Here is a 25857-nt window from a genome sequence, read left to right as displayed (position 1 = left end):
GTTTTTATTCCCGGACATAGCGGTTACAGGCTTCTCATTACATCTGATTGGTATAACAAAATCGTGAAAGCGAGAAATCAACAGGTCTTGCATCACTGGTACTCTTCCCCTAATCTGCCAAATGTAAGTGAATTCTTACCAATGACTCGGGGTGCCCCATCACTGATGGGCTGAGAAATACCCGTATTACCTGATCTGGATAATGCCAGCGTAGGGAAGTCAGATGCCTTCCCGGTCATCGCTTCTTCACGCACGGCAGGAGCGATACCATGCAGCCTGACCTGCTCGATTTACACGTTTTACATCAGTTTCGAACCCGTTCCCCACTTACCCACTGTATGACCAACGATGTGGTACAGACCTTTACGGCCAATGTGTTACTGGCGCTTGGCGCTTCTCCGGCTATGGTGATTGAAGCCGAAGAGGCCGAGCAGTTTGCCGCGCTCGCAGATGCCCTGCTGATTAACGTCGGGACGCTGACGGCGCCGCGCGCCCAGTCGATGCGCCGGGCGATTGAGCGTGCAGTGGCCGCAGGGAAACCCTGGACGCTTGACCCGGTTGCCGTAGGGGCGCTGACGTTCCGCACCCGTTTTTGCCACCAAATCCTCGCCCTGAAACCGGCGGCCATTCGCGGCAATGCCTCGGAAATTCTCGCCCTTGCCGGGATGAGTGCGGGCGGGCGCGGCGTCGATACCACCGACACGGCGGCGGCTGCGTTGCCTGCCGCGCAGGCGCTGGCTCGCCAGACGAATGCCATTGTGGTGGTCACCGGTGAACGGGATTACGTCACCGACGGGCAGCGCACCCGCACGGTAGTGGGCGGTGACCCGATGATGACCCGCGTGGTGGGAACGGGATGCGCGCTCTCGGCAGTCGTGGCGGCGAGCTGCTCGCTTCCCGGTGACCGGCTGGATAACATTGCCGCCGCTTGCGGATGGATGAAACGTGCCGGAACGGCGGCCGTCGCCCGGTCTGTTGGTCCCGGCAGTTTTGCCAGCGCGTTCCTCGACGCGCTCTACACTCTGGAGGAACGGGCATGAATCGGATTAACGCCCTTACCATTGCCGGTACCGACCCAAGCGGCGGCGCGGGCATTCAGGCTGATTTGAAAACGTTCTCCGCACTCGGGGCGTACGGCTGCTCGGTGATTACCGCGCTGGTGGCGCAAAATACGCGTGGCGTGCAGTCGGTTTACCGCATTGAGCCGGACTTTGTCGCCGCACAGCTGGATTCGGTTTTCAGCGATGTACGAATCGACACCACCAAGATTGGGATGCTGGCCGAGACCGACATTGTTGAAGCGGTGGCAGAACGGCTTAAACGTTACCAGGTACAAAACGTGGTGCTGGATACCGTGATGCTGGCAAAAAGCGGTGACCCGCTGCTGTCCGCCTCCGCCGTCGAGACGCTGCGAAGTAAGCTGCTGCCGCAGGTGGCGCTTATCACGCCTAATCTGCCTGAAGCCGCTGCGCTGCTGGATGCGCCGCACGCGCAAAATGAGCGCGAAATGAAAGAGCAGGGGAATGCGCTCCTGGCGATGGGCTGCGGTGCCGTGCTGATGAAAGGCGGTCATCTTGATGATGAAGAAAGCCCTGACTGGTTGTTTACCCACGACGGTGCGCTGCGTTTCACGGCCCCGCGGGTACAGACCAAAAACACCCACGGGACCGGCTGCACGCTCTCTGCCGCGCTGGCGGCTTTGCGCCCCCGTCGTGACAACTGGGGGGATACGGTCCGCGACGCTAAAATCTGGCTCTCCGAAGCGCTGGCAAAAGCCGATACTCTCGAGGTTGGTCACGGTATTGGTCCGGTACACCATTTTCATGCCTGGTGGTAAGCCGTATACTGGCAACACACACCAGGCCTGAGAAAAACAGAGATGGAACAAGCGCATACCCGGTTAATCGACCAACTGAATGAACGCATTGCCGCCCCGGACAACACGCCGCTGTATCTGAAATTTGCCGAAACGGTAAAAAACGCGGTACGCAACGGGGTGCTGGAGCATGGGAATATACTGCCCGGCGAGCGCGATCTCAGTCAGTTAACCGGCGTGTCGCGCATTACCGTGCGCAAAGCGATGCAGGCTCTGGAAGCCGAGGGCGTAGTGACGCGCGCCCGCGGCTACGGGACGCAAATCAATAACATCTTTGAATACTCGCTCAAGGAAGCGCGCGGTTTTTCTCAGCAGGTGGTGCTGCGCGGCAAAAAGCCCAACACGCTGTGGGTGAATAAACGGGTGGTGAAATGCCCGGAAGAGGTGGCCAGCCAGCTGTCAGTGCCGCCGGAGAGCGAGGTCTTTTTGCTTAAGCGCATCCGCTATGTGGATGATGACGCCGTATCGATTGAGGAGTCCTGGGTGCCGGTAGGGTTGATTCACGATCCGGATGCAATTGGGATTTCCCTGTATGACTACTTCCGTAGCCAGAATATCTTCCCGCAACGCACCCGCTCACGCGTCAGTGCCCGCATGCCGGACAGCGAGTTTCAGACGCATATCCGCATGGATGACAAAATCCCGGTGCTGGTGATCAAGCAGGTTGCACTTGATCAGCAGAACCGGCCCATTGAGTTCAGCATCAGCTACTGCCGTAGCGATTTATACGTCTTTGTGTGCGAGGAGTAACGCCTCGCGCCCTGGCGCGCAGTCGCCGCCGCGGTGGCTAACGACCCAGGCCGCCACTGCATTGCCAAGCGTAACGGCATCAGCCAGCGACCATCCTGCCGCCAGCCCGGCAAGCGTGCCACCGGCGTGGCTGTCGCCCGCACCGATCGTGTCGACGACGGTTGCGGGAAACGCCGGAACGTAGCCCGATTTATCACCCTCAAACCAGGCGGCACCGTCTTTATCGTGGCGAATAATCAGCGCAGAACCAAAACGCTGTAGCCACTGCGGGCCGAGTGTTTCAGCTTCCATGCCAAATCGTCCCGCTGCCATCTCCGCTTCCTGGCGATTAAGCGATACCATCGGCTTACAGGCCATGATCCGCGCCATCAGCGCATCAGGGATATCGGCAATACGCGGCCCAAAGTCGATAAACGCGGTAACGTTTTCCAGGCCCTCCAGCCAGGCCGTCAGACGCTCTCCGCACGGTGACGCCAGCTGATAGCCTGAGAGGTAGACCAGGCTTTCAGGCGGCACGTTCAGCGCATCCAGCCAGCGCTGTTGCCACTGGTTCTCCACGCCGCTAAACGACATAAAGGTCCGCTCACCGTCCGGTTCGACCAGCGCCAGACACCAGCCGTTGTCGCCCGTTTCTACTTCGACGACGCTGTGCAGATCCTGTTTGGCCATGGCGTTACGGATGATGTCTGCCCACACTCCATGGCCGACGGGGAGCGCGTTTTGCGCGGCGATCCCGAGCCGTTTCAGCGCAATAGCAATATTCAGCGCACAGCCGCCGATATTGACACCCTGTTGTTTAAGTTCGATATCACACCCGCGCCAGGGCAGGGCATAGGCGTCAGCGATCACGTCGATGACCGCGGCACCCAGCACCGTGACCGGGCGAGTGGCGTGCAGTGTTTCAAGGCGTGCAGCAAAAGCACTCATACGCCCTCCCTTTGCTCCCGGAAGTGCAGCAGTTTTTCACAGTAGTGGTTAAAGTCGAGGCGGTTTACGGCGTCGAGTTCCTCCTTGTACGCCGGGTCAATCGCCTGTACGCCGTGAAGCGCACCGCAGATTGCCGTCGCCATCGCGCCGATGGTGTCCGTATCACCGCCGAGGTTGGCGCACAAAATGGCGCAGCGGTTCGGGTCGGTGCCTGCCAGTTCGACCATCGCAATCGCCGCTGGAACCGACTCAAGCGTGCTGGTGCCCGCGCCAATAAGCTGGTAAACCTGCTCGCTGGCGGAATCGATGCCGTTGGCTTCACGCACGGTCTTAAGGGCGAGCTCAATCCGTGCCGCCAGCGATGCGCTGAAGGTGGTTGTTTTCGCTTCCTGTGCGTAGCGGGCAATGCCTGGCAGGGCATCGACGATGTTCTGCCAGCGTTCACCGTCAATGGCACGCGACACTGCCCAGGCTATCACCACCGCGCCGGCAATCGCGAGGTCGGATTTATGGGTCGGGCTGGAGGCCAGCGCTACCTCTGCGACAAAGTGTTCCAGACGCGTGGCCGGCAGCAGGCAGCCCAGAGGAGAGGCGCGCATCGCCGCACCGTTGGTGACGCCGTTGTTTTCCAGTTCACTGACCGGCATGCCGTCACGAATGGCGTTAAGCGCAATCTTCGATGTCGGGCCTAACACATTCTTGTTAAACGCATCGAACGATTCCGCCCAGTGCAGAATATGTTTGCCGATAACATCTGCGTTGATCTGCCCGTCGCATTCGATAATCGCATCCGCCAGGCATAACGCCATTGACGTATCGTCGGTGAATTCTGCCTGCTTAAAATAGCAGGCGGCGTTATTTTCAGCCGGTCCGGGTAAAAAACGGTCGATCCAGCCGAAGTGTGCTTTGACGCGCTTTCTCGGCCAAAGCTCCGACGGCATGCCCATCGCATCCCCTAACGCTTGCCCGTAAAGGGCACCGAGAACACGTTCTTGTTTCATTTAACTTCCCCTCGTGTCAGCGCGGTATCGCCTTCAACCACCTCAATTGCGGTGATCTCTTTGTCCGATTCGCGGAAAAACAGCATAAACAGCACGGCGATCACGGCAATCATGATCCCTCCGAATGCCCACATTCCGGCCCAGTTGAAGGTCAACCCATTCACCGGCTCTTTGTATGCGAACATTTTTTCCATCATCACGCCGCCCAGGCGGTAACCTAACAGGCTACCAAACCCCTGACAGCACAGCGTAATCAGGCCTTGTGCGGCGGTGCGCATATGCACCGGCGCTTTTTTATCCACGTAGATATACGCGGTCACATAGTAGAAGTCGTAGCTCACGCCATGCAGCAGAATGCCGAGGAACAGCAGGGCATAGGTGAAGTACTGGTCGGCACCACCGTAAACAAAGAAGCCATAGCGGATGGCGGCGGTGAGCAGGCCCAGCAGCAAGACCTTCTTAATACCAAAGCGTTTGGTGAAGAACGGCAGCGCCAGCATAAAGAAGATTTCGGAGAACTGGCCGAGCGTCATCCAGCCGGTGGCGTTTTTCATCCCCACTTCGGTGAGATAGCCGTTGGCAAAGATGTAATAAAAGGCCAGCGGCATCGCGAACAGGAATGAGCAGAAGAAGAACACCAGGAAGTTTTTATCGCGCAGCAGGATCAGCGCATCCAGCCCCAGCATGACTTTGAAATCCATCTTGCCGGTACTCTTCGGCGGGGTGTTCGGCAGGAACAGCGCAAAGACACCGAGCAGGGCGGAGCTGCCCGCCGTCATCAGCAGCGGAATATTGGTATCGGAAATGTCGTTATAGCCCATCATCTGCGGCAGAAAACCGCACGCCAGTCCCGAGGCGATCCAGCCAAGGGTGCCCATCACGCGGATACGCGGGAAATCAGCCTCCACATCATCCACATTGGCGAAGGCAATACTGTTGGTCAGCGCAATGGTCGGCATATAGGTCAGGGAGTAAATCAGCAGCAGCGGGAAAAAGGTACTGAACTGGGTTTGCTGTGCGGCGAAGTACATCACAATGGCACCGGCGAACATCAGTACGGCCAGTACTTTCTGCGCAGCGAAAAAGCGGTCGGTCAGTGAACCCACCAGAATGGGGGAGAGGATCGCGGCAATCGCGGTACAGGCATAAGACCAGCCAATTTCCCCGGCGGTAAAACCGCTTTTGCTCAGCCACAGCCACAGCGGTACAAACCACGCGCCCCAGATAAACCATTCAACAAACATCATGAATGACAGTTGGACTTTCGTTTTCATTGTTTAATCCTGCATGTCAGAGAGGGTACGCCTTTAACATACCACTTAATAATACCTTTTAAATACCTTTGCGGTGATTGTTTGATCAATGTAACAGTTTTGTTGTACACGAATCGAGCCAGCAGATTGTGCTGAAAAAAAATGCAAATGGTGGAAAATCTGTTAAGTCGGTACCAGGCTTAGTCTGCCCATAACGCTATGGGTCTGGATAAACACTCACCGACATTACGTCGGGCTTACGGGAGCATCACATGACTGATATTGCGCAGTTGCTTGGCAAAGACGCCGACAGCCTTTTACAGCATCGTTGTATGACCATTCCAGCCGACCAGCTTTATCTGCCTGGCCACGATTACGTCGACCGCGTGATGGTTGATAACAACCGTCCGCCTGCGGTACTGCGAAATATGCAGACCCTCTATAATACCGGCCGACTGGGGGGAACCGGTTATCTTTCTATTCTGCCGGTTGACCAGGGCGTTGAGCACTCCGCGGGCGCCTCCTTTGCGGCGAACCCGCTGTATTTCGATCCGAAGAACATCGTCGAACTGGCGATAGAAGCGGGCTGTAACTGCGTGGCGTCCACCTATGGCGTACTGGCCTCCGTATCGCGTCGCTATGCCCACCGCATTCCATTCCTCGTCAAACTGAATCACAACGAAACCCTGAGCTACCCGACCGAATACGATCAGACGCTTTACGCCAGCGTAGAGCAGGCGTTCAATATGGGCGCGGTCGCGGTCGGGGCGACGATCTACTTTGGTTCTGAGCAGTCACGTCGCCAGATTGAAGAAATTTCTGCTGCCTTCGAACGCGCGCATGAGCTGGGTATGGTCACCGTTCTGTGGGCGTATCTGCGTAACTCCGCATTTAAGAAAGACGGAGTGGACTACCACGTTTCTGCCGACCTGACCGGCCAGGCGAACCATCTGGCGGCGACCATTGGCGCGGATATTGTGAAGCAGAAGATGGCGGAAAATAACGGCGGTTATAAAGCGGTAAACTTCGGTTACACCGATGACCGGGTCTACAGCAAACTGACCAGCGAAAACCCTATCGACCTGGTGCGTTATCAGCTGGCGAACTGCTATATGGGACGTGCCGGGTTAATTAACTCCGGTGGTGCGGCGGGTGGCGACACCGATCTCTCCGATGCGGTGCGCACGGCGGTTATCAATAAGCGCGCGGGCGGTATGGGGCTGATCCTGGGCCGTAAGGCGTTTAAAAAATCGATGGCTGACGGCGTGAAGCTGATCAATGCCGTGCAGGATGTGTACCTGGACAGCAAAGTGACTATCGCTTAAGACTTTTTGTAAAACGCTGGCCGGGTCAGGCGTTACCGCCGCCCGGCCACACTGTCAACGCAGAAGCTGGCAGTCCGGTGGCAGCCGGCACTGTAGCGCGCCCGGTAACACCTCAATGCGGAACTGCTTCCCGCTCAGCGGCTCTCCGTCAAGATTAAACGTCATGCCGTGTGGGGCATTCACTTCAAACCACGCGGATTTACCGGCAATAATATTCGGGCTCTCCTCTGGCTGGGTCAGGGTGGTAAACAGCGCAGGCAGCAGGCCATCACCCGTGAAAATACGCAGCTGTAACTGACCATCATTGATCAGCGCCTCCGGGCATAACTGCTGTCCGCCACCGGCCTGACGGCCATTGCCGATACCAATCACCAGCGCATCACCCTGCCACTGAAAGTTCTCGCCGTGAATCTCACAGCGGTCCGGCTTCAGGGTATCCATACGCATCAGGCCATGGATCAGATACGAGACGCCGCCCAGCGCTGCCTTCAGCTTTTCAGGGGTTTCGCTGGTAATGCGCGTCCCGAATCCACCGGTCGCCATATTAATAAAACAGGTTTTTTCATTCACCTGAGCAATATCCACGGCGGTGGCTTTGCCGAGGATAGCCAGCTGCAGGGCTTTTCCCAGTTCTTCGGGGATGCCGGCGCTGGTGGCGAAATCGTTGGCCGTACCGAGCGGCAAAATGCCCATCACCGGGCGGTCGGTTGCAGGAAGATCTATCAGAGCGCCAGCAATTTCATTAATGGTGCCATCGCCCCCGCCAGAAATAATGGTTTCGACCCCGAGCTTCAGGCCTTCGTCGATATAGCGTGCCGCATCACCTTTTTCCCACGTCACTCGTACGTGTATACGCGCACCGTCTTCACGCAAATCCATCACTGCCTGGCGCAACAAATCGTTGCCCGCACTTTTGCCATTGAGAATCAATAAACTGTCTGGATAGATTGCCATCCGCGCTGCTCCCTTTTTTAGCGTTAGTAAGAGTGTATAGCAGGGAGGAAGAAAGCGGGTAAGAACAGGATGAAAGGGAAAAAATAAGCCCGCGTAAGGGAGATTACGCAGGCTAAGGAGGTGGTTCCTGGTACAGCTAGCATTTATGGGTTATGTTTTTCAGCGGGGGGATAATACCCGTATTGAACGAAGCGGTATGTGATCCGATTCTAAGAATTATCCCAGCGCGAAAAAATTTCCCTGCTTGACTATTTACTGTGCGGGTTACGGGTACTTTCACCGTTGAAATTACGCATCAGCAGCGCAAACTCCAGCTCCACTTCTTCGGGTACCGGCAGCCAGACGGTATGGCCGTTGCCTGGCGCCACGTCAATTGCTTCGCCTTTACCGTTTTCCAGATGTTCCAGGGTGAAGTTCATGTTGCCCTGCGGGGTCATCAACTCCAGGCTGTCGCCTTTGGTGAATTTGTTCTTCACCGCCACGGCGGCCAGCGCACCTTTGCGCTCACCGGTAAAATCACCGACAAACTGCTGGCGCTCGGAAACGGAATAGCCATGTTCGTAGTTCTGGTAATCGTCATGGGTGTGACGACGCAGGAAGCCTTCGGTATAACCGCGATGCGCCAGGCCTTCCAGGGTTTCCAGCAGGCTGGTATCGAACGGCTTGCCGGCAGCGGCATCGTCGATGGCTTTACGGTACACCTGAGCAGTACGCGCGCAGTAGTAGTAGGACTTGGTACGGCCTTCAATTTTCAGGGAATGCACGCCCATCTGCGTCAGACGCTCAACGTGCGCAATCGCACGCAGGTCTTTGGAGTTCATGATGTAAGTGCCATGCTCGTCTTCAAAGGCGGTCATGTACTCACCCGGACGTTTGGCCTCTTCAATCATGAACACGCTGTCAGTTGGCGCGCCGATGCCTAAGGTTGGCTCCACGTTGGTCACCGGGATCGGCTCATGTTTGTGGACGATATTGCCGATGTCGTCTTCTTTGCCTTCCTGAACGTTATATTCCCAGCGGCAGGCGTTGGTGCAGGTACCCTGGTTCGGGTCACGCTTGTTGATGTATCCCGAGAGCAGGCAACGACCGGAGTAGGCCATGCACAGCGCGCCGTGAACGAAGATTTCGATTTCCATATCCGGCACCTGCGTGCGGATTTCTTCAATCTCTTCCAGCGAAAGTTCACGAGACAGAATGACGCGGGTCAACCCCATCTGTTTCCAGAATTTCACCGTTGCCCAGTTAACGGCGTTGGCCTGAACGGAGAGGTGAATATCCATCTCCGGGAAGTTCTCCCGAACCAGCATGATTAAACCCGGGTCCGACATGATCAGCGCGTCCGGTCCCATATCAACCACCGGCTTCAGATCGCGGATGAACGTTTTCAACTTGGCGTTATGCGGCGCAATGTTGACCACCACGTAGAATTTTTTGCCCAGGGCATGTGCTTCGTTAATGCCGAGCTGCAGGTTCTCGTGGTTGAATTCATTGTTACGCACGCGCAGCGAGTAGCGCGGCTGGCCAGCATAGACGGCGTCAGCGCCATAGGCGAAAGCGTAACGCATATTTTGCAGCGTTCCCGCCGGGGAAAGGAGTTCCGGTTTAAACATGTTTGTTCTCGTTCTGATGACAGGTCAGATCCGCATGCACCAGGTGCAGCGGTAAGGGGAGATCCCCCACTTTAAGGGCGGGCATTGTAGCGCTGAGGGACAGGGAGGTAAAGCGCCGGGTCGTACCATCGCTAACCCGGCCGGATGCGTGTCGTCAGGTATTGTCTTTTACCGTCTGGCTTGAACCGTTAGTTTTGACCGACGCGATGCCTTTATCTCGCGACTGTTCCGAGGCATACATCTGGCTGCTGCCAATAACCTGATGATTCCCAGCCTTCAGATTGAAGTGGAATTTACCGTTGGTGGCCACTTTCTTCTCATAACGTTCATCAGAAGGGCTATTGGTGCGAACGGAGGCGATACCGTTTTCGGCGGAATTTTTGGTGGTGTAAAGCTCACTGGTCAGGATCGTTTCTCCGTTTCCTGCTTTGAGAACAAACCTGAACTGCCCATCACTGCTTTTGTTTAACTCGAACCAACCAGACATAGGAACTCCTTGAACGAAGTGGAATTATCTGCACCAGTTATCAATAAGCGAACCGGTAATGTGAGTATGGTTGATTCTTCGTTGCTTTCCAGAATTGAAAAACCCGCCAGCAGGCGGGTTCGGTAAGCTAAATGCTCAGGCTATCCTGCAGGCATCGGCTTCCCATCGGTATCCCACGCCATACACCGCGCGGATAAATGACTGCTCCGCATCGAGCGCTTCCAGCTTGCGGCGCAGGTTCTTAATATGGCTGTCGATGGTACGGTCAGTCACGACGCGGTAATCATCATACAGACGGTTCAGCAGTTGCTCGCGGGAGAAGACCTTCCCCGGCTCGTGGGAGAGGGTTTTCAACAGGCGGAATTCGGCGGGGGTGAGATCCAGCAGCTTGCCGCGCCAGCTCGCCTGGAAGCGGCTTTCATCGACGATAAGTGGGCTTTCCGCGTCCAGTACCTGCAGTTCACGATGGGGCTTACAGCGGCGCAGAATGGTTTTTACGCGCGCGACCACTTCACGTGGGCTGTATGGCTTGCAGATGTAATCATCCGCGCCAATTTCGAGGCCCAGCAGGCGGTCGATCTCTTCGATTTTCGCCGTCACCATCACCACCGGCACGTCTGAGAAGCGACGAATTTCCCGGCACAGGGTCAGGCCATCGGTTCCGGGGAGCATCAGATCCAGCAGGATCAGGTCCGGCGGCGTCTGGCGCACATAAGGCAGCACCTGATCGCCATGGCTGATAAGCGTGGGGGCATAGCTTGCCGCGCGTAAATAGTCGATCAGTAACTGCCCGAGCTTCGGCTCGTCTTCGACAATCAAAATGCGTGGCGTGTTTTCGTCAATCGGTAACTCGGTCATGCTTCTCTCGATAAATCCCGTTCCAGAGGTAACTCTACTGTAATGCTTACCCCGCCAAAAGGCGAATGGGCGGCGCGGATCGTGCCATTATGGGCCTCGACGATGTTTACGCAAATCGCCAGTCCCAGACCGGACCCGCCGCTGGCGCGATTGCGGGAGCCTTCGGTGCGATAAAATCGCTCAAACAGTTTTTCCAGCTGTGCATCCTGCACGCCGGGAGCGGAATCCGCAAAGGTCAGGGCAAAATGTCCGTTTTCTTGTTTGCCGGAAATATGCAGGCCACCGCCGCTGTCGGTGTAGCGCAGGCTATTTTCCAGCAGATTGTTGAACAGCTGCATCAGGCGGTCTTTGTCGCCAAACACCACGGCGCTGTCAGGCAGTGAGAGATCGATTTTCAGGTTGCGGCTGGCGAAACGCTCGCGGAAGGCACCGCTTACCACCTCCAGCACGTTTATCACATCGACGGGCGCTTTCTGATAGGCCAGCGCGCCTTCGTCTGACATGGAGAGCTGGTGGAGATCATCGACCAGTTTGGTCAGCGTGCCCACTTCCGCCTGCAGCGAGGCCACCGATTCGGGAGTGAACTGACGCACGCCGTCCTGGATAGCTTCCAGTTCGCCGCGCAGCACCGCCAGCGGCGTGCGGAGTTCATGGGAAATATCGGCCATAAAATCGCGTCGCATCTGCTGGTTTTTTTCCAGGGTGCTGGCGAGCTGGTTAAAGTCCTGCGCCAGCTTGCCGAGTTCGTCCTGGCTACGGGTATCGACGCGGGTGGAGAAATCCCCGGCGGCCAGCTTATGCGTCCCTTCCACCAGCCGTTTAACCGGCGCGAGCAGGCCACGGGCCAGCGGGAAGGTCGCGAGCGCGGCCAGCAGGGTGGAGAGCGCGACAATCAACCAGCTGGTGCGGCGCTGCTGGCGATCAAAGTTGATATCGGTGTTACGCGTCAGGCGTTCAACCGGCGAGGCGATCACCCAGCCGACGGTGGCGTTATTCACTGTGATCGCCCGCTTTGTGCCATCTGGCGGAATGGGCGCGCGCGGGCCAACCAGTACGCGCATATCCTGGTCTATCACCCAGAACTGGGTGCGCCAGCCGTGCGGCGGCATCCCGGGGCCCGAGCGATCGTCACCGGTATCATGCTCAAGCGAGCGCAGGATCTGGAATACGAAGCGGTCGTTATTGCGCAGAAAACGCCAGTTACCGTGCAGGGCATACTGATCGCTCAGCGCATCGCTCAGCCCCTGTAAACGCTGTTCATTTCCATGCTTGATGTAATCAATAAAACCCCGTTCGAAACTGACCCGCACGGCCCAGTGCATGGTGACCAGCAGCACGATACAGGTGGCAAATATCGCCACAAAGAGTTTACCGGTAATGCCCGGACGCCAGAATTTCATGGTGCACTCCTTTTGCCGTGTCGGATAACGACGTTCTTACGGGTATCATCCGGCACTCTGGCGAAGATGAACGCGGGCAGGGCGATAATCACCGCCATGCTGAGATAGGTATACAAAAAGACCTGATGGGCGACCGGCGTGTCGACGCTGAGATGATGCTGTCCGTACATGCCGAGCAGTAAACCGGCAAGGGTCACCCCTACGCTCATGGAGAGCTGCATGATCATCGACAGCAGGCTGTTTCCGCTGCTCGCCAGGTCATCCGGGAGTGCTTTTAACGTCAGGGTATTCATTGACGAAAAGCGCACAGAGTTAATTATGCCCTGGCAGAACAGCACCAGCGGCAACGCGTAGTACCAGCCCAGCAGCGCCACGGCCATAAACAGCAGGCTCACCAGGGCTAACCCAAGCGTCGCGGCAACCAGGACGTGGCGATAACCAAAACGGTTAACCACCTGCACCACGATGCGTTTCATTCCCATGCTGCCAAGTACCATCGGGATCATCATCAACCCGGCGTGAAACGGTGAAAATCCCATTCCAATCTGCAAAAAGACCGGCGTCATAAAGGGCAACATGCCGCTGCCGACGCGCCCGGCAAAGCTCCCGAACAGGCCCAGACGATAGGTGGGGTTTTTAAACAGATCGAGCGTGAACAACGCGCTCTCGTTACCTCTGGCATGCCAGAGGTACCACAGGATAGCGGTAATGCCGAGCGCCACCAGAAGGCCAAGCGTCAGGGCGGAAATCCCGAGGCCTTTTTGGCCATCAAGCGCGAGGGTGAGCATCGCCATCCCCGCCGCCAGCAGGATAAAACCCAGGAAATCAAAGCGCCGGGTCTGCATGGTGTAGTTAGGCATCAGCATCAGGGTGGCAATCGCGCCGATGATGCCCACCGGCAGGTTGATTAAGAAGATCCAGTGCCAGGAGGCATACTCCACCAGCACTCCGCCCAGCGCCGGGCCAAGCAGCGGGCCGACCTGGCCTGGCAGGGTGACGAAGGTCATCGCGGCCATATACTGCTCGCGGGGCACAATCTTCATCACCGTCAGCCGCCCGACAGGCACCATCATCGCCCCGCCAATGCCCTGTAACGCGCGGGCCATCACCAGTTGATCCAGCGTATTCGCCTGGGCGCAAAACAGCGAGCCTGTGGTAAACAGCACGATGGCGGTGAAAAAGATATTCCGCACGCCCACTTTGTCCGCCAGCCAGCCGCTGGCCGGAAGCATAACGGCCACCGTTAATACATAGGAGACAATCACCATATGCATATGCAGCGGACTCTCCCCCAGGCTTTTTGCCATCGAGGGGAGGGCGGTATTGACGATGGTTGTATCCAGCGACTGCATAAAGAAGCCGAAGGCGACAATCCACAGCTGCCAGCGTACGTGACGTGGGAGGTCGGTCATTTATTCGGTTACCGTCGTTCTGTTTTTACGCGAAAAACGCACCCGCAGGCGGTCAAAGAACAGATAGACCACCGGCGTGGTGTAGAGCGTCAGCAGCTGGCTCATCACCAGCCCCCCGACAATGGTGATCCCCAGCGGCTGGCGCAATTCTGAACCGTCACCGCCGGAAATCACCAGCGGCAGCGCGCCAAACAGCGCCGCCAGCGTGGTCATCATGATCGGGCGAAAACGCAGCAGACAGGCCTGGAATATGGCCTCTTCTGGCGTCAGGTTGCCATTTCGCTGGGCGTCCAGCGCGAAGTCCACCATCATGATGGCGTTTTTCTTCACGATGCCAATTAACAGCATGATACCAATCAGCGCAATCAGGCTGAAGGGCGCGCCGAACAGCTCCAGCGCCAGCAGCGCCCCGACGCCCGCCGACGGCAGCGTGGAGAGAATGGTCAGCGGATGGACGTAGCTTTCATAAAGCACGCCCAGCACGATATAGACTGTCGCAATGGCCGCCAGAATCAAAATCACCTGCGAATTCATCGTCTCCTGGAACACCTGCGCGGTACCGGCAAAACTGCCGCGTACCGTGGACGGCACGCCAAGCTGGGTCATCGCACGGTTGATCGCATCGCTGGCCTCAGAGAGGGACGAACCGGCTGGCAGGTTAAAGGAGATGGTCGATGCCGCCGAAAGGCCCTGGTGGTTCACCGACAGCGGCGCGTTCGCCGGCTGCCAGCTGGCAAAGTAAGAGAGCGGGATCGCCTTACCGTCGTTATTAATCACAAACATGTTGTCCAGCGCGCTGATGTCCTGGGTGTAACGTGGGTCCACCTCCATCACCACCTTGTATTGGTTCATGGGCTGGTAGATGGTGGAAATCTCACGCTGGCCGAAGGCATTGTTCAGCAGGCTGTTGGCGGCATCGACGTTAATCCCCAGACGTGACATGGTTTCGCGATTGTAGGCCAGCGCCATTTCTGCGCCGTTGTCCTGCTGATCGGAGTTAACGTCCGCCAGCTGTGGCAGAGCGGCCAGCGCCTTGCGGATCTTAGGCTCCCACTCGCGCAGGGCGGCTAAATCGTCAGAGAGTAACGTGTACTGATAGCTGGCGTTAGCCTGACGCCCGCCGACGCGGATATCCTGAACGGCCATCAGAAACAGATTAGCGCCCGGCTCTTTGGCGAGCTTCACGCGCAGGCGATCGATAACCTGCTGGGCGGTTTCATTGCGCTCGTTACGCGGCTTCAGGGTGATAAACATCATCCCGCTGTTCACCCGCGAACCGCCGGTAAAGCCGGTTACGTTATCTACCGCTTTATCTTCGCGGATGATCTTCATAAAGTCCTGCAGCTTGCCGCGCATGGCCTGAAACGAAATACTCTGGTCTGCCTGGATCCCGCCCATCAGCATCCCGGTGTCCTGCTCCGGGAAGAAGGTTTTGGGGATAGTAATGTACATCCAGACGTTGAGCACGATGGTGCCAATCAGCACCAGTCCGACAATACGCGTATGCTTCAGCACCCACTTCAGGGACTTGCCATAGCTCTCCTGCATCGCCAGCAGGAAGCGACCAAATCCCTTACGGCGCGGCTGAGAGTGTGGCTTGCTGCGTTTTAACATCCAGCCGCACATCATCGGCGTGAGCGTGAGGGACACGATCAATGAAATACCGATGGCGACAGAAAGCGTGACGGCAAATTCCCGTAACAGCCGGCCAGGCAGGCCGCCCATCAGCAGTAACGGCAGGAACACCGCCACCAGCGACAGGCTCATCGACAGTACCGTAAAGCCCACTTCTCGCGTTCCCTGCAGCGCGGCCTGCAGCGGTTTCATCCCCGCCTCCAGATGGCGCGAGATGTTCTCCAGCACCACAATGGCGTCATCCACCACGAAGCCGGTGGCAATCGTCAGCGCCATCAGCGACAGGTTGTTAAGGCTAAATCCGCACAGGTACATCGCCGCGAAGGTCCCTATCAGCGAGACAGGCACAGCCACCGCAGGGATCAGCGTGGCCCGGCCTGAACGCAGAAACAGGAAGACCACCAGAATCACCAGCGCAACGGAGATCACAAGCGTCTGCTCCACCTCTTCGAGCGAGGCGCGAATGGTGGGGGAACGATCCTGGGCAATCTGCAGATCGATCGCCGCCGGGATGGTCTGCTGGAGTTCCGGCAATCTCGCGCGGATACCGTTCACCGTCTCAATAATGTTGGCTTCCGGCAGCTTGCGGATCATCAGCAAAATGGCCGGTTTGGCGTTGGTCATCCCCGCGTTGCGCACGTCCTGCACCGAGTCGGTGACGCTCGCGACATCGCTCAGGCGCACCGCCGCACCGTTGTTGTAGTGAATGATCAGCGGCTGGTATTCCACAGCGGTTTTCAGCTCATCGTTAGTCTGGATCTGCCAGCGGTGGCTACTGTTCTCGATGGCCCCCTGCGGTTTGCGCACGTTTGCATTGCTGATGGCGGAGCGCACATCGTCCAGTGAAACACCCTGGTTAAACAGCGCCTGCGGGTTTAAGCCCACGCGCACGGCGGGCAGAGAGCTTCCCCCAACGCTGACATCACCCACGCCGTTAATCTGGGCGAGGGTCTGCGCCAGTTGGGTGGAGGCGAAATCGTACAGCTGCCCCTGCGAATAGGTGTCCGAGGTAAGCGTCAGGATCATGATCGGCGCATCGGACGGGTTCGCTTTACGGTATGTCGGACGGCCCGGCATCCCGCTCGGTAGCAGGTTCTGCGCGGCGTTGATCGCCGCCTGCACATCGCGCGCGGCGCCGTTAATATCCCGGTCGAAGCTGAATTCCAGAATGATGCGCGTGCTGCCAAGCGAGCTGCTGGAGGTCATCTCGTTGACCCCGGCAATTCGCCCGAGTGAACGTTCCAGCGGTGTGGCAACCGACGAGGCCATGGTTTCAGGTGATGCACCGGGCAGCGAGGCGCTGACCATGATCACCGGGAAATCCACCTGCGGCAGCGGGGCCACCGGCAGCAGCCGGAAGCCCAGGACGCCGCACAGGGTGATGGCGAGTGAGAGTAAAATCGTCGCCACCGGGCGATAAATGAAGAGGGCGAAAAACTTCATTTACGCCTCCTCTTCACGTTTCGGGAAGCGGCTTTTCGTCCACAGCGCCAGACGGTCAAACAGCAGATAAATGACCGGCGTGGTAAACAGGGTCAGGACCTGGCTTACCAGCAGGCCACCGACCATACCAATCCCCAGCGGACGACGCAGCTCGGCCCCGACGCCGGTACTGAGCATCAGCGGCAGGGCACCTAACAGGGCGGCGAGCGTGGTCATCAGGATCGGGCGAAAACGCAGCAGGCAGGCCTGGAAAATTGCCTCGCGCGGCGACATCCCCTGCTCGCGCTCGGCGGCAAGGGCAAAGTCGATCATCATGATGGCGTTTTTCTTCACGATCCCGATAAGCAGGATGATCCCAATGATGGCAATCACGTCCAGCTCGCTCCCCGCCAGCATCAATGCCAGCAGCGCCCCCACGCCCGCCGTTGGCAGGGTGGAGAGGATGGTAATAGGGTGAATAAAGCTTTCATACAGCACACCGAGCACGATATACATCGCCACCACGGCCGCGACAATCAGCCAGATGGTGTTGCCCAGCGCGGCCTGGAACGCCAGCGTGCTGCCCTGGAACTGGGTCTGAATTTCAGACGGGAAGTTCAGCGTCTTCTCTGCGGCCAGAATGGACTCCACCGCTTCGCCCAGCGAATAACCGTCCGGTACGTTAAACGAGATGGTGGTGGACGGGAACTGATCCAGATGGTTAATCGACAGCGGTGTGTAGCGCTCTTCCACCGTCGCGATGGCGCTGAGGGGCACGATGCCCCCGTCTTTGCTGGTCAGACGCACCGAATCGAGCGCGGCCAGGCCGGGCGTGTTTTCCGTGTTGTGTTCCAGCACCACGCGATACTGATTCGCCTGGGTATAGATGGTGGAGATCAGACGCTGACCGAATGCGTTATACAGCGCGTTATCCACGTCGGCCATGGTGATCCCAAGCCGGCTGGCGGTATCGCGGTTAACGTTCACATATGCCGCCAGCCCTTTGTCCTGCCAGTCGCTGCTGACGTCAGAGAGCTGCGGCAGGGCGTTGAGTTTATCCACCAGTTGCGGTACCCAGGTGCTGAGCGCATCAAGGGTGGTGGCCTGCAGCGTGAACTGGTACTGGGTACGGCTCACCTGAGTATCGATGGTTAAATCCTGAATTGGCTGGAGGTACAGCTCAATACCCGGCACGCGCGCCACGGCAGTTTGCAGGCGGTCAATCACCGTTTGCACGCGGTCGTCGCGATCGTCAAGCGGTTTGAGGTTGATCTGCAGGCGGGCACTGTTCAGCGACGGGTTGGTGCCATCGACACCGACATACGAGGTCAGGCTCTCTACTGCCGGATCTTTCATGATGATCTCTGACACCTGCTGCTGACGCTGCGCCATATTAGCGAAGGAGACCGTCTGCGGTGCCTGAAGCGTGCCCTGGATAATGCCGTTGTCCTGAATCGGGAAGAAGCCTTTCGGGATGAAAATCCACAGCATAACGCTGAGCGCCAGCGTACCAAGCGCCACGCCAAGGGTTGCCCATGGATGGTTAAGCACTTTCGCCAGCACCCGTCCGTAAGCGGCAATAATGCGTTCGAACATCCGCTCAGAGGCGCGCGAGAAGCGGTTTTGCTTGCGCAGGGAGGCGTGGCTCAGCATACGGGCGCACATCATCGGCGTGAGGGTCAGTGACACCACGGCGGAAATCAGAATGGCGACGGCCAGCGTCACGGCAAATTCGCGGAACAAACGCCCGACGATATCGCCCATAAACAGCAGCGGGATCAGTACCGCAATCAGTGAGAAGGTGAGGGAGATAATGGTAAAGCCGATCTCGCCCGCCCCTTTCAGCGCCGCGGCTAACGGTTTTTCACCTTTTTCGATATAGCGCGAGATGTTCTCGATAACAACGATAGCGTCATCGACCACAAAGCCGGTGGCAATGGTAAGGGCCATCAGCGTCAGGTTGTTTATCGAAAAATCGAGGAACACCATGACGGCAAATGTTCCCACCAGTGAGAGCGGCACGGCGACGGCAGGAATGAGGGTCGCCGGCACGTTACGCAGGAACAGGTAGATGATCATCACCACCAGCGCAATCGCCAGCATCTGTTCAAACTGGGTGTCAGTCACGGACGCGCGAATATTGGTGGTCCGGTCAGACAGCACTTTCACGCTCACTGACCTGGGCAGGCTTTCAATCAGCTGCGGCAGCATGGTGCGAATGCTGTCTGCGGTTTCAATGATATTAGCACCCGGCTGGCGCTGGACGTTCATCACGATTGCCTGCTGTTTGTTGGCCCAGGCGCCGAGCCAGCTGTTTTCCGCACCTTGCTCAACGGTTGCCACATCGCCCAGACGCACCGGCGCACCGTTCTGGTACGCGACGATCAGCTGTCGATATTCATCCGCAGACTGCATTTGATCGTTCGCCGAGAGGGTCACGGCCCGGGTTGGGCCATCAAGCGAGCCTTTCGCCGAGTTGACGTTGGCGTTACTGATGGCGCTGCGGATGGTTTCGCTGGTAAGGCCCAGCGCGGCAATGGCCTGGGCGTTGAGCTTCACGCGCACCGCCGGACGTTGACCGCCGGCAAGCGTAACCAGCCCCACGCCAGAGACCTGTGAAATTTTCTGTGCCACGCGCGTTTCGACCATGTCTTCGACCTGAGTCATCGGCATGGCGGAGGAGGTGACGGCGAGCGTCATGATCGGCGGATCCGCCGGGTTTACTTTGCTGTAGACCGGTGGATTGGGCAGGTCCGATGGCAGCAGGTTGGTGGCTGCGTTAATCGCGGCCTGTACTTCCTGTTCGGCAACGTCGAGTGAGAGCGTAAGCTGGAACTGCAGCGTCACCACGGATGCTCCGCCGGAGCTTTGCGAGGACATTTGCTTCAGGCCAGACATCTGACCAAACTGGCGCTCCAGCGGCGCGGTGATGGCAGACGTCACCACATCCGGGCTCGCACCCGGATAAAGGGTGACCACCTGGATGGTGGGATAATCCACTTCCGGCAGCGCCGAGACGGGCAGGAAGCGATAGCCAATAATCCCGGCCAGCAGGATCGCCACCATTAACAGCGTGGTGGCAACAGGGCGCAGAATAAACAGGCGTGAAGGCCCACCTGTAGAGCTCGGGGGCATAACCTGCATCAGGACGTCGCTCCCTGCTTAGCAGGCTGTTGCTGGCCTTCAACCACTTCGACTTTCGCCCCCTCGGTGAGACGATCAATACCGTCGGTAACCACGCGGTCACCTGCGGAAAGGCCGGCGCTGATCACCACCGTCTGGCTGTCCTGAATGCCGGTTTTCACCAGATGCTTGCTGACGTTATTCTCACTGTTAAGCACCCAGACAAAGTTCCCTTCGTTGCCCATCTGCAGCGCCGCCGTCGGGATAACGACCGCATTTTCCTGTGTCGCGACCAGCATCCGCGCATTCACGAACTGATTCGGGAAAAGCGCATCATCCTGATTGTTAAAGCGGGCTTTTAACTTGATGGTGCCGGTGGTGGTATCAATCTGGTTATCCAGACTGAGCAGGGTGCCTTCGCTCAATTTTTGCTTGTTGGTGCGATCCCAGGCTTCCACAACCAGCCCTTTGCCGGCTTTCTGCGCCTGAACCACGGTTGCGATGTCGCTTTCCGGCAGGGTAAAGACTAAATCGACAGGATGCGTCTGGGTGATGACCACGATACCGGTGGTATCGCCGCTGGAAATCTGGTTGCCAATATCAACCTGCTTCAGACCGACGCGGCCGTCAATCGGGGCGGTGATGCGGCTCCAGTCGAGCTGTAACTGTGCGCTGGCCACGGCGGCTTCGTCGGCTTTAAGGGTGCCCAGCGCTTCGCTGACCAGAGACTGCTGCGTATCCAGTTCCTGACGCGATACCAGGTTGGTTTTCACCAGTTGCTGGTAGCGTGCCAAATCGCGTCGGGCGTTCGCGAGCGTGGCCTTGTCTTTCGCGAGCTGGCCCTGCGCTTGCGCGAGGGTGACTTTAAACTGGCTTGGGTCAATTTCTGCCAGTAAGTCCCCGGCTTTAACCTGTTGGCCTTCCTGGAAGTGAAGCGCCATCAACTGCCCGTCCACACGGCTGCGAACCGTAACGGTGTTGGCGGCGGTAATGGTTCCCAGCCCGGAGAGATAACGGGGCACCGCTTTATTTACCGCAGTAGCCGCCTGAACGGGAGCCAGCGCACCGCCGCGCATGCCGTGACGTCCGCCACTCGCGGGACGCTGTGATGGGCTGCTGGCACCTGCGGAAGTGTCAGAAGAGTGATTGTGCCAGAACCAGGCGGCGGCAAGAGCCACCACAATGATGCCAGCGGCGATTGCCCAGCGGGATTTGTTACTGCCTTTCATCGTTATACGTTCTCATCCTGAATACTTCGGGGAATGATACTAGTTTAGTCAGGCAACACGGCAGAAAAATGGAGGAAATATGGAAGACTGTCTGGATTTGTCTGATTGGCAGGGGGAGGGGCGCGGCGTGAGACGGCCTTCAAATCGGATCAATTGCCAGTGCATAATTTACCAGGAATATTCCCTGCCACCTGAAATATTCTTATTATTTATCTGCCGGGTGAGAAACGGAGAAAGATAACAATTGGTTTTATTATTTAATTTGTCTTTAGGAAAATTTCATTATTCATCATGTAAGGATCGGAATATTCTCTGTTATACCAATATTTTTCATCTTGTTATCAAATCATTAACAAACTAATGATTTTTTGCAATGTGACGTATTTATTTGATTTGAAATATGTTTTTGTTATTCCTTTCAATGCACCACTTTTGATTTGTATCAAAAAGCTAAAACAGTTTAAATTACCTAAAATTGCGATAATTATAGATTTTTATTTTAAAAATGTTATTTAAATGGTTTTATATTTTTATTTAAGCGATCTCGCCATGAATGATTATGAGAAAAATCCTAACGACGGAGGGTTTTTTCGTCATTCGATTGGTTGTCCTGAAACATAATTCAAATAATACTTTTTCGGCGCGGTAAATCCCGTTCGCATTTAAATGGAGCTTCCAGGTTATTTATTAAATGGCACCTGGCAGTACGTTTGTTCTCAGGAGATGAAAATGAAAAAATTATTACTGGTGGCCTCTCTGGTTTCTGTATTTGCTGCTGCAAATGCTATGGCTGATGTTACGGCATCTGCCACCGCATCATGGGATGCAACGGCAACGAAAGATACAACCAGCCTGCTGGTCGTGACCCCATTGAACTCGCTGACGTTCCAGTATGCAGAGGGCCTGAATGGGTTTAACACTCAGGATGGCGCTTTTGATGTGACGATTCAGGGACAGGAAAGTGCAACCGATTTTGAACTGACTGCTCAGGTCATCAGCAATACGCTGACCAATGCAAGCGGTGATGCATCTACACTGAATGTGGGCGTGGCATGGAATGGTCAGGCGCTGTCTAACTCTGCCGAAACCGTTCTGGTGAATGCGGCTTCCACTTCAGGTCTGGAAAGCCTGCTGGCCGATGGCGCCTATAACGGCGCTGAGCGTGTAAGCGATCAGTCCAGCTTCAAATTCTCCATCGCTTCAGCGACTTCTGACGGTTCGACTGCTGTAACTGACTATTCTGCGCTGCCGGATGGTTACTGGACGGGTGACGTAAAAGTTCAGTTCAATGCAACCTGGACCACTCCAGCGTAATGAATATTAATTCGGGAGAGGCTCTCTCCCGAATTTCTCAGGAATGCACTGATGAAGAAATATTTGCCACTCGCAGCGCTGGCAGGGATGGCTATATCCTTTTCCAGTCTGGCGATTAATGTGGGTGATATCACGTCGATAATGACGGCCGATCAAAACGCGTTATCAAAAGAAATTATTAACACCACTGATTCCGCCCGCTATGTGAGCGTTACCGTAAAAAGGCTCTCCTCACCGCTGCCTGACGGAACAGAAATGCAATTTGAAACGTCGGGAGAATTACTTTCTACACCGGCGAGCCTTATTTTACCCGGTGATGCGAAAGATGTTTTTCGCTTTTTCTATAAGGGCCCTGAAGATGACAAAGAACGTTATTACCGGCTGCAGTGGGTTGACGAACCCGTAAGCGAAAGCGCATCGACTAAGGCTGGCAAAGCCGCGATTGCGACGGCGTCGGCAGAAATCGGGACAATTCTGGTCGTGGCGCCACGCAAGGAACGATTTGAATACGGTCGTGACGGGGATGTCATCACCAACAAAGGCAACGTCTCGTTTCGGGTCATTGCTTACGGAGCCTGCAAAGAGGCGTCACAGGATCGGGGACGCGGGTGTCGCGAGCGTTATTACGTCATGCCAGGTACAAAAATAAGATTGCAGAAAAGCGATGTGTCAAACAGTCGCACCCGCATTGGGATTTGGCATGGCAAGCAATTTATTACAGTGAAGTAATACACGGCGTCATTTCCGGTACCAGTAATAAAAATACCGAAAAGTAAGGATGCGTATGTCTTTTAAATATCTTATAGGAGGGAGTTTATTACTCTCTTATGCGCTAACATCAGGGGTTGCGCATTCTGCACCGGTTAAGATTGGTAATTATGTTATTCCAGGGGCATTCGCGCGTTCTCTTGAACAGGGGATGACGGTCCCCGTTTATATCCGCTACCAGGAGACGGATACAAAAAGCCAACAAAAAATTGCTGATGCGGTCATCTCGCTGGTTGAGGGAAATATCGTTGTAAAATCCATTATGATTGCCGATTTGCCCAATAACGCGGTGCTTTCAGAGAAAACGCGCGAGATGGTGGAAAAAATAGGCGATGCGAAATTTATCGACAATACCTCTCTTGCCCTTTCGCGAGACGCACGGCTGAAATTAAACGTCTCCTCTTTTCATCTGGAGATGATTGTCAGCCGGGATGCCCTGACTGAAGCGGTGGTCGCCCGCAGTTCATTGCTGGGACCGTCCAGCGTTGATCGACTGTCTACTGTGCTGAATTACAACTTTGGCACCTATTACAATGACTACCGTAATGGCAGCAGCTCCCGCAGTTATTTAACACTGGATAACACCACCTCGTTGAGAGAGCACCACCTCAATATCAATGGCTCGGTCTATGGTATTGGCGAGAGTAACCGCTCCAGCAAACTGTATCGTGCCATGTATGAGCGCGATTATGAGGGTTATCGTCTGGCGTTGGGCATACTCGACACCTGGAACGTTCAGTCGATCGCCAGCCTCAATGCGCTGAATGGCGGCAAGATCTACGGCGTCAGCTACGGCAATAAAGGCAGTACGGTGGTTGAAAACACCTCCCTGTCCTTGATCCCAATAACCATATTTTTACCGTCTGCCGGTGAAGTGCATGTGTTTCGTGATGGGCGCTTGTTAAGCGTTCAGAACTTCAACATGGGCAGCTACGAAATTGACACCAGCCGGTTCCCTTACGGTGTGTATGACGTCACGGTGGATGTCGTGGTAAATGGCCGGACGGTGAACACCCGCGTCAGTCGGGTGAATAAAATTTTTGCCCGCCAGCAGGCCGCAGGCCTGCATGAAGTCGCATGGCAAATTTTTGGCGGTTCACTTGATTACGACCGCGTGAGTTATAAACGCAATCATTACCGTGATGCCGGCAGTGAACAGACCTGGATTGCGGGTGGTGCGGCCTCGTTAACCCTGGCAATGCTCTCCGGGCTAACCCTGAAAACGACAGGCTATGGGTTTGATGACAATGCCGTCAATGAAACGGACATTACCCTTAACGTCAACGAATATGTCAGTGTCGGGACACAAACGCTGGTGGCGAACGACGGAACATGGCGCAACGTCAGCAGCGCCAGTCTTAATGCTCCAGGCGGGTTTGGATCGCTGTGGGCGTCGCGGGAAGACAGCAAAATCGGTAACCGTCTGCCGGTGCAGGAGCGGGATAACTATTCGGTTGGCGCAACATTGAACCTGAGCCGGTTTATTCCGCACGGTGGCACGTTAACGGTCAGCCAGACCGAAAACCGCTATTCCGGTAATACCTACCGAAACCTGGATTACAGTACCACCCTCTATGCAGGACGGTACGCCACAGTGGGGTTACGGGCCGGGGTACAGCGCTATTACTACAACAATACGAATGATGACGGACGTCAGGAACGCTATGTCAGCCTGGATTTATCGCTGCCGCTGGCCTCGTGGATGAGTGTCGGGGTTTCACGCGATCGCTACGGCGCAACACAGGGCAATATCAGCGCGCGTAAACAATTTGAGGATAGCGTCATTACGTCTGCAGGCATTTCTGCCTCGACTCGCCTGAGTGGAGAGCAGAACTACGACAACAATTACTCTGTAAATGGCAACCTGAGTTATGACACCCGCTATAACGGCGGGACGGTTTCGGTGACCCGTTCAGCGGACAACTCGACCAATATGAACTTCTCCTCTCAGGGTTCCGTTGCCTGGGCGGGTGGGGATTTTGGTCTGAGCAAAGAGCGACAGCGCTCGGGCATTATTGTGAAAACCGATCTTGTGGGTGATGGAAAGCTGGCCGCAAAAATAAATAACCGAAATTATATTCTTAGCGGCAAATCGAGCTTTATTGCACTCCCGCCTTACGCGCAATACAAGCTGGAAATTATGAATGATAAAAACTCTGAAGACAGTTTTGACATTGTCTCGGGCCGTAAACAGGCGCTTAACCTTTATCCCGGTAACGTCGGCGTGGTGTCACCTGAGGTGAAAAGCATGGTGACCGTGTTTGGCCGGGTGCGATATCCCAATGGTGAACTGGCGTCAAATACGGACATCCATAACCACATTGGCAAAACGCGCACCGACGCGAAAGGTGAGTTCGCCATTGATATTGATAAGAAGTATCCCGTTATTACCCTGGTGTCCGCCAACGGTAATATCTGCGAAGCGGATTTAGATCTGGAAAAAGCCAGGGGCGCTGCGTGGGTAGGGGATGTTAAATGTGCACCGCAAACCACGATGGCGCAGAGATAATGCT

19 protein-coding genes and 1 riboswitch are annotated in these 25857 nt (G+C 56.1%); of the genes, 7 read left to right on the top strand and 12 right to left on the bottom strand.

Annotated features, from left to right (window positions below; all coding sequences use genetic code 11):
• Window positions 1-137: 137 nt before the first annotated feature.
• A riboswitch (TPP riboswitch) is annotated at window positions 138-234 on the top strand.
• 35 nt (window positions 235-269) lie between these two features.
• From thiM to BH714_RS11160, 3 genes are read left to right on the top strand one after another with little or no spacing between them, the layout of a single operon-like run.
• Window positions 270-1040, top strand: coding sequence for a hydroxyethylthiazole kinase (gene thiM / locus BH714_RS11170; protein ID WP_040017969.1), 771 nt, complete (start codon window positions 270-272; stop codon window positions 1038-1040).
• Entirely contained in the window at window positions 1037-1837 is an 801-nt protein-coding gene (thiD, locus tag BH714_RS11165) for a bifunctional hydroxymethylpyrimidine kinase/phosphomethylpyrimidine kinase (RefSeq protein WP_040017968.1), read from the top strand. The genes thiM and thiD overlap by 4 nt, the downstream gene beginning before the upstream one ends.
• A gap of 42 nt (window positions 1838-1879) precedes the next feature.
• Window positions 1880-2626 carry a GntR family transcriptional regulator gene (locus BH714_RS11160; RefSeq protein WP_014170861.1) on the top strand — a complete coding sequence of 249 codons (747 nt, stop codon included), beginning with the start codon at window positions 1880-1882 and terminating at the stop codon, window positions 2624-2626.
• On the opposite strand, the gene BH714_RS11155 is transcribed toward BH714_RS11160, so the two are convergent.
• The 3 genes from BH714_RS11155 to BH714_RS11145 are packed head-to-tail and all read right to left on the bottom strand — an operon-like array spanning window position 2600 to window position 5828.
• Window positions 2600-3553: a PfkB family carbohydrate kinase gene (locus BH714_RS11155; protein ID WP_040017966.1), complete on the bottom strand. Its 954-nt coding sequence runs from the start codon at window positions 3551-3553 to the stop codon at window positions 2600-2602. The genes BH714_RS11160 and BH714_RS11155 overlap by 27 nt on opposite strands.
• Window positions 3550-4554: an ADP-ribosylglycohydrolase family protein gene (locus BH714_RS11150; protein ID WP_040017964.1), complete on the bottom strand. Its 1005-nt coding sequence runs from the start codon at window positions 4552-4554 to the stop codon at window positions 3550-3552. The genes BH714_RS11155 and BH714_RS11150 overlap by 4 nt, the downstream gene beginning before the upstream one ends.
• Window positions 4551-5828, bottom strand: a complete 1278-nt coding sequence (locus tag BH714_RS11145) for a nucleoside permease (RefSeq protein ID WP_020883238.1) — start codon at window positions 5826-5828, stop codon at window positions 4551-4553. The genes BH714_RS11150 and BH714_RS11145 overlap by 4 nt, the downstream gene beginning before the upstream one ends.
• Window positions 5829-6079: 251 nt before the next feature.
• On the opposite strand from BH714_RS11145, the gene fbaB reads away from it, so the two are divergent.
• Window positions 6080-7132: a class I fructose-bisphosphate aldolase gene (fbaB, locus tag BH714_RS11140; protein ID WP_014170857.1), complete on the top strand. Its 1053-nt coding sequence runs from the start codon at window positions 6080-6082 to the stop codon at window positions 7130-7132.
• 54 nt (window positions 7133-7186) lie between these two features.
• On the opposite strand, the gene yegS is transcribed toward fbaB, so the two are convergent.
• The 9 genes from yegS to BH714_RS11095 form a co-directional block, all read right to left on the bottom strand.
• Window positions 7187-8086: a lipid kinase YegS gene (yegS, locus tag BH714_RS11135; RefSeq protein ID WP_040017963.1), complete on the bottom strand. Its 900-nt coding sequence runs from the start codon at window positions 8084-8086 to the stop codon at window positions 7187-7189.
• Window positions 8087-8334: 248 nt separating this feature from the next.
• Complete coding sequence (gene trhP, locus BH714_RS11130; protein ID WP_014170855.1) at window positions 8335-9696, bottom strand: prephenate-dependent tRNA uridine(34) hydroxylase TrhP; 1362 nt, start codon at window positions 9694-9696, stop codon at window positions 8335-8337.
• Window positions 9697-9850: 154 nt separating this feature from the next.
• Window positions 9851-10183 (bottom strand): YegP family protein, encoded by a 333-nt coding sequence (locus tag BH714_RS11125; RefSeq protein ID WP_014170853.1) that lies wholly within the window; start codon window positions 10181-10183, stop codon window positions 9851-9853.
• A gap of 135 nt (window positions 10184-10318) precedes the next feature.
• Window positions 10319-11041, bottom strand: coding sequence for an envelope stress response regulator BaeR (gene baeR / locus BH714_RS11120; protein WP_014170852.1), 723 nt, complete (start codon window positions 11039-11041; stop codon window positions 10319-10321).
• Complete coding sequence (gene baeS / locus BH714_RS11115; protein WP_040017962.1) at window positions 11038-12441, bottom strand: envelope stress sensor histidine kinase BaeS; 1404 nt, start codon at window positions 12439-12441, stop codon at window positions 11038-11040. The genes baeR and baeS overlap by 4 nt, the downstream gene beginning before the upstream one ends.
• Complete coding sequence (gene mdtD, locus BH714_RS11110; RefSeq protein ID WP_014170850.1) at window positions 12438-13853, bottom strand: MFS transporter; 1416 nt, start codon at window positions 13851-13853, stop codon at window positions 12438-12440. Before mdtD ends, baeS begins: the two co-directional genes overlap by 4 nt.
• Window positions 13854-16931 carry a multidrug efflux RND transporter permease subunit MdtC gene (mdtC, locus tag BH714_RS11105; RefSeq protein WP_040017961.1) on the bottom strand — a complete coding sequence of 1026 codons (3078 nt, stop codon included), beginning with the start codon at window positions 16929-16931 and terminating at the stop codon, window positions 13854-13856.
• Window positions 16932-20054, bottom strand: coding sequence for an MdtB/MuxB family multidrug efflux RND transporter permease subunit (locus BH714_RS11100; protein ID WP_040017960.1), 3123 nt, complete (start codon window positions 20052-20054; stop codon window positions 16932-16934).
• The gene (locus BH714_RS11095) at window positions 20054-21262 is read right to left on the bottom strand and encodes an MdtA/MuxA family multidrug efflux RND transporter periplasmic adaptor subunit (protein ID WP_020883246.1); all 1209 of its coding nucleotides are present in this window, start codon (window positions 21260-21262) and stop codon (window positions 20054-20056) included. The genes BH714_RS11100 and BH714_RS11095 overlap by 1 nt, the downstream gene beginning before the upstream one ends.
• 729 nt (window positions 21263-21991) lie before the next feature.
• Between BH714_RS11095 and ecpA the strand changes: the two genes are divergently transcribed.
• From ecpA to BH714_RS11080, 3 genes are read left to right on the top strand one after another with little or no spacing between them, the layout of a single operon-like run.
• Complete coding sequence (ecpA, locus tag BH714_RS11090; RefSeq protein ID WP_020883247.1) at window positions 21992-22576, top strand: common pilus major fimbrillin subunit EcpA; 585 nt, start codon at window positions 21992-21994, stop codon at window positions 22574-22576.
• Window positions 22577-22627: 51 nt separating this feature from the next.
• Window positions 22628-23305: an EcpB family pilus assembly chaperone gene (locus BH714_RS11085; RefSeq protein ID WP_032678543.1), complete on the top strand. Its 678-nt coding sequence runs from the start codon at window positions 22628-22630 to the stop codon at window positions 23303-23305.
• Between the two features lie 55 nt (window positions 23306-23360).
• The gene (locus BH714_RS11080; RefSeq protein ID WP_040017959.1) at window positions 23361-25853 is read left to right on the top strand and encodes a TcfC E-set like domain-containing protein; all 2493 of its coding nucleotides are present in this window, start codon (window positions 23361-23363) and stop codon (window positions 25851-25853) included.
• Window positions 25854-25857: the final 4 nt, after the last annotated feature.

This window comes from Enterobacter ludwigii (genome assembly GCF_001750725.1).
GTDB classification, from domain to species: Bacteria; Pseudomonadota; Gammaproteobacteria; order Enterobacterales; family Enterobacteriaceae; genus Enterobacter; species Enterobacter ludwigii.
The sequence above is the reverse complement of the archived record's forward strand: the minus strand, read 5'-3'. Positions and strand labels throughout refer to the sequence as shown.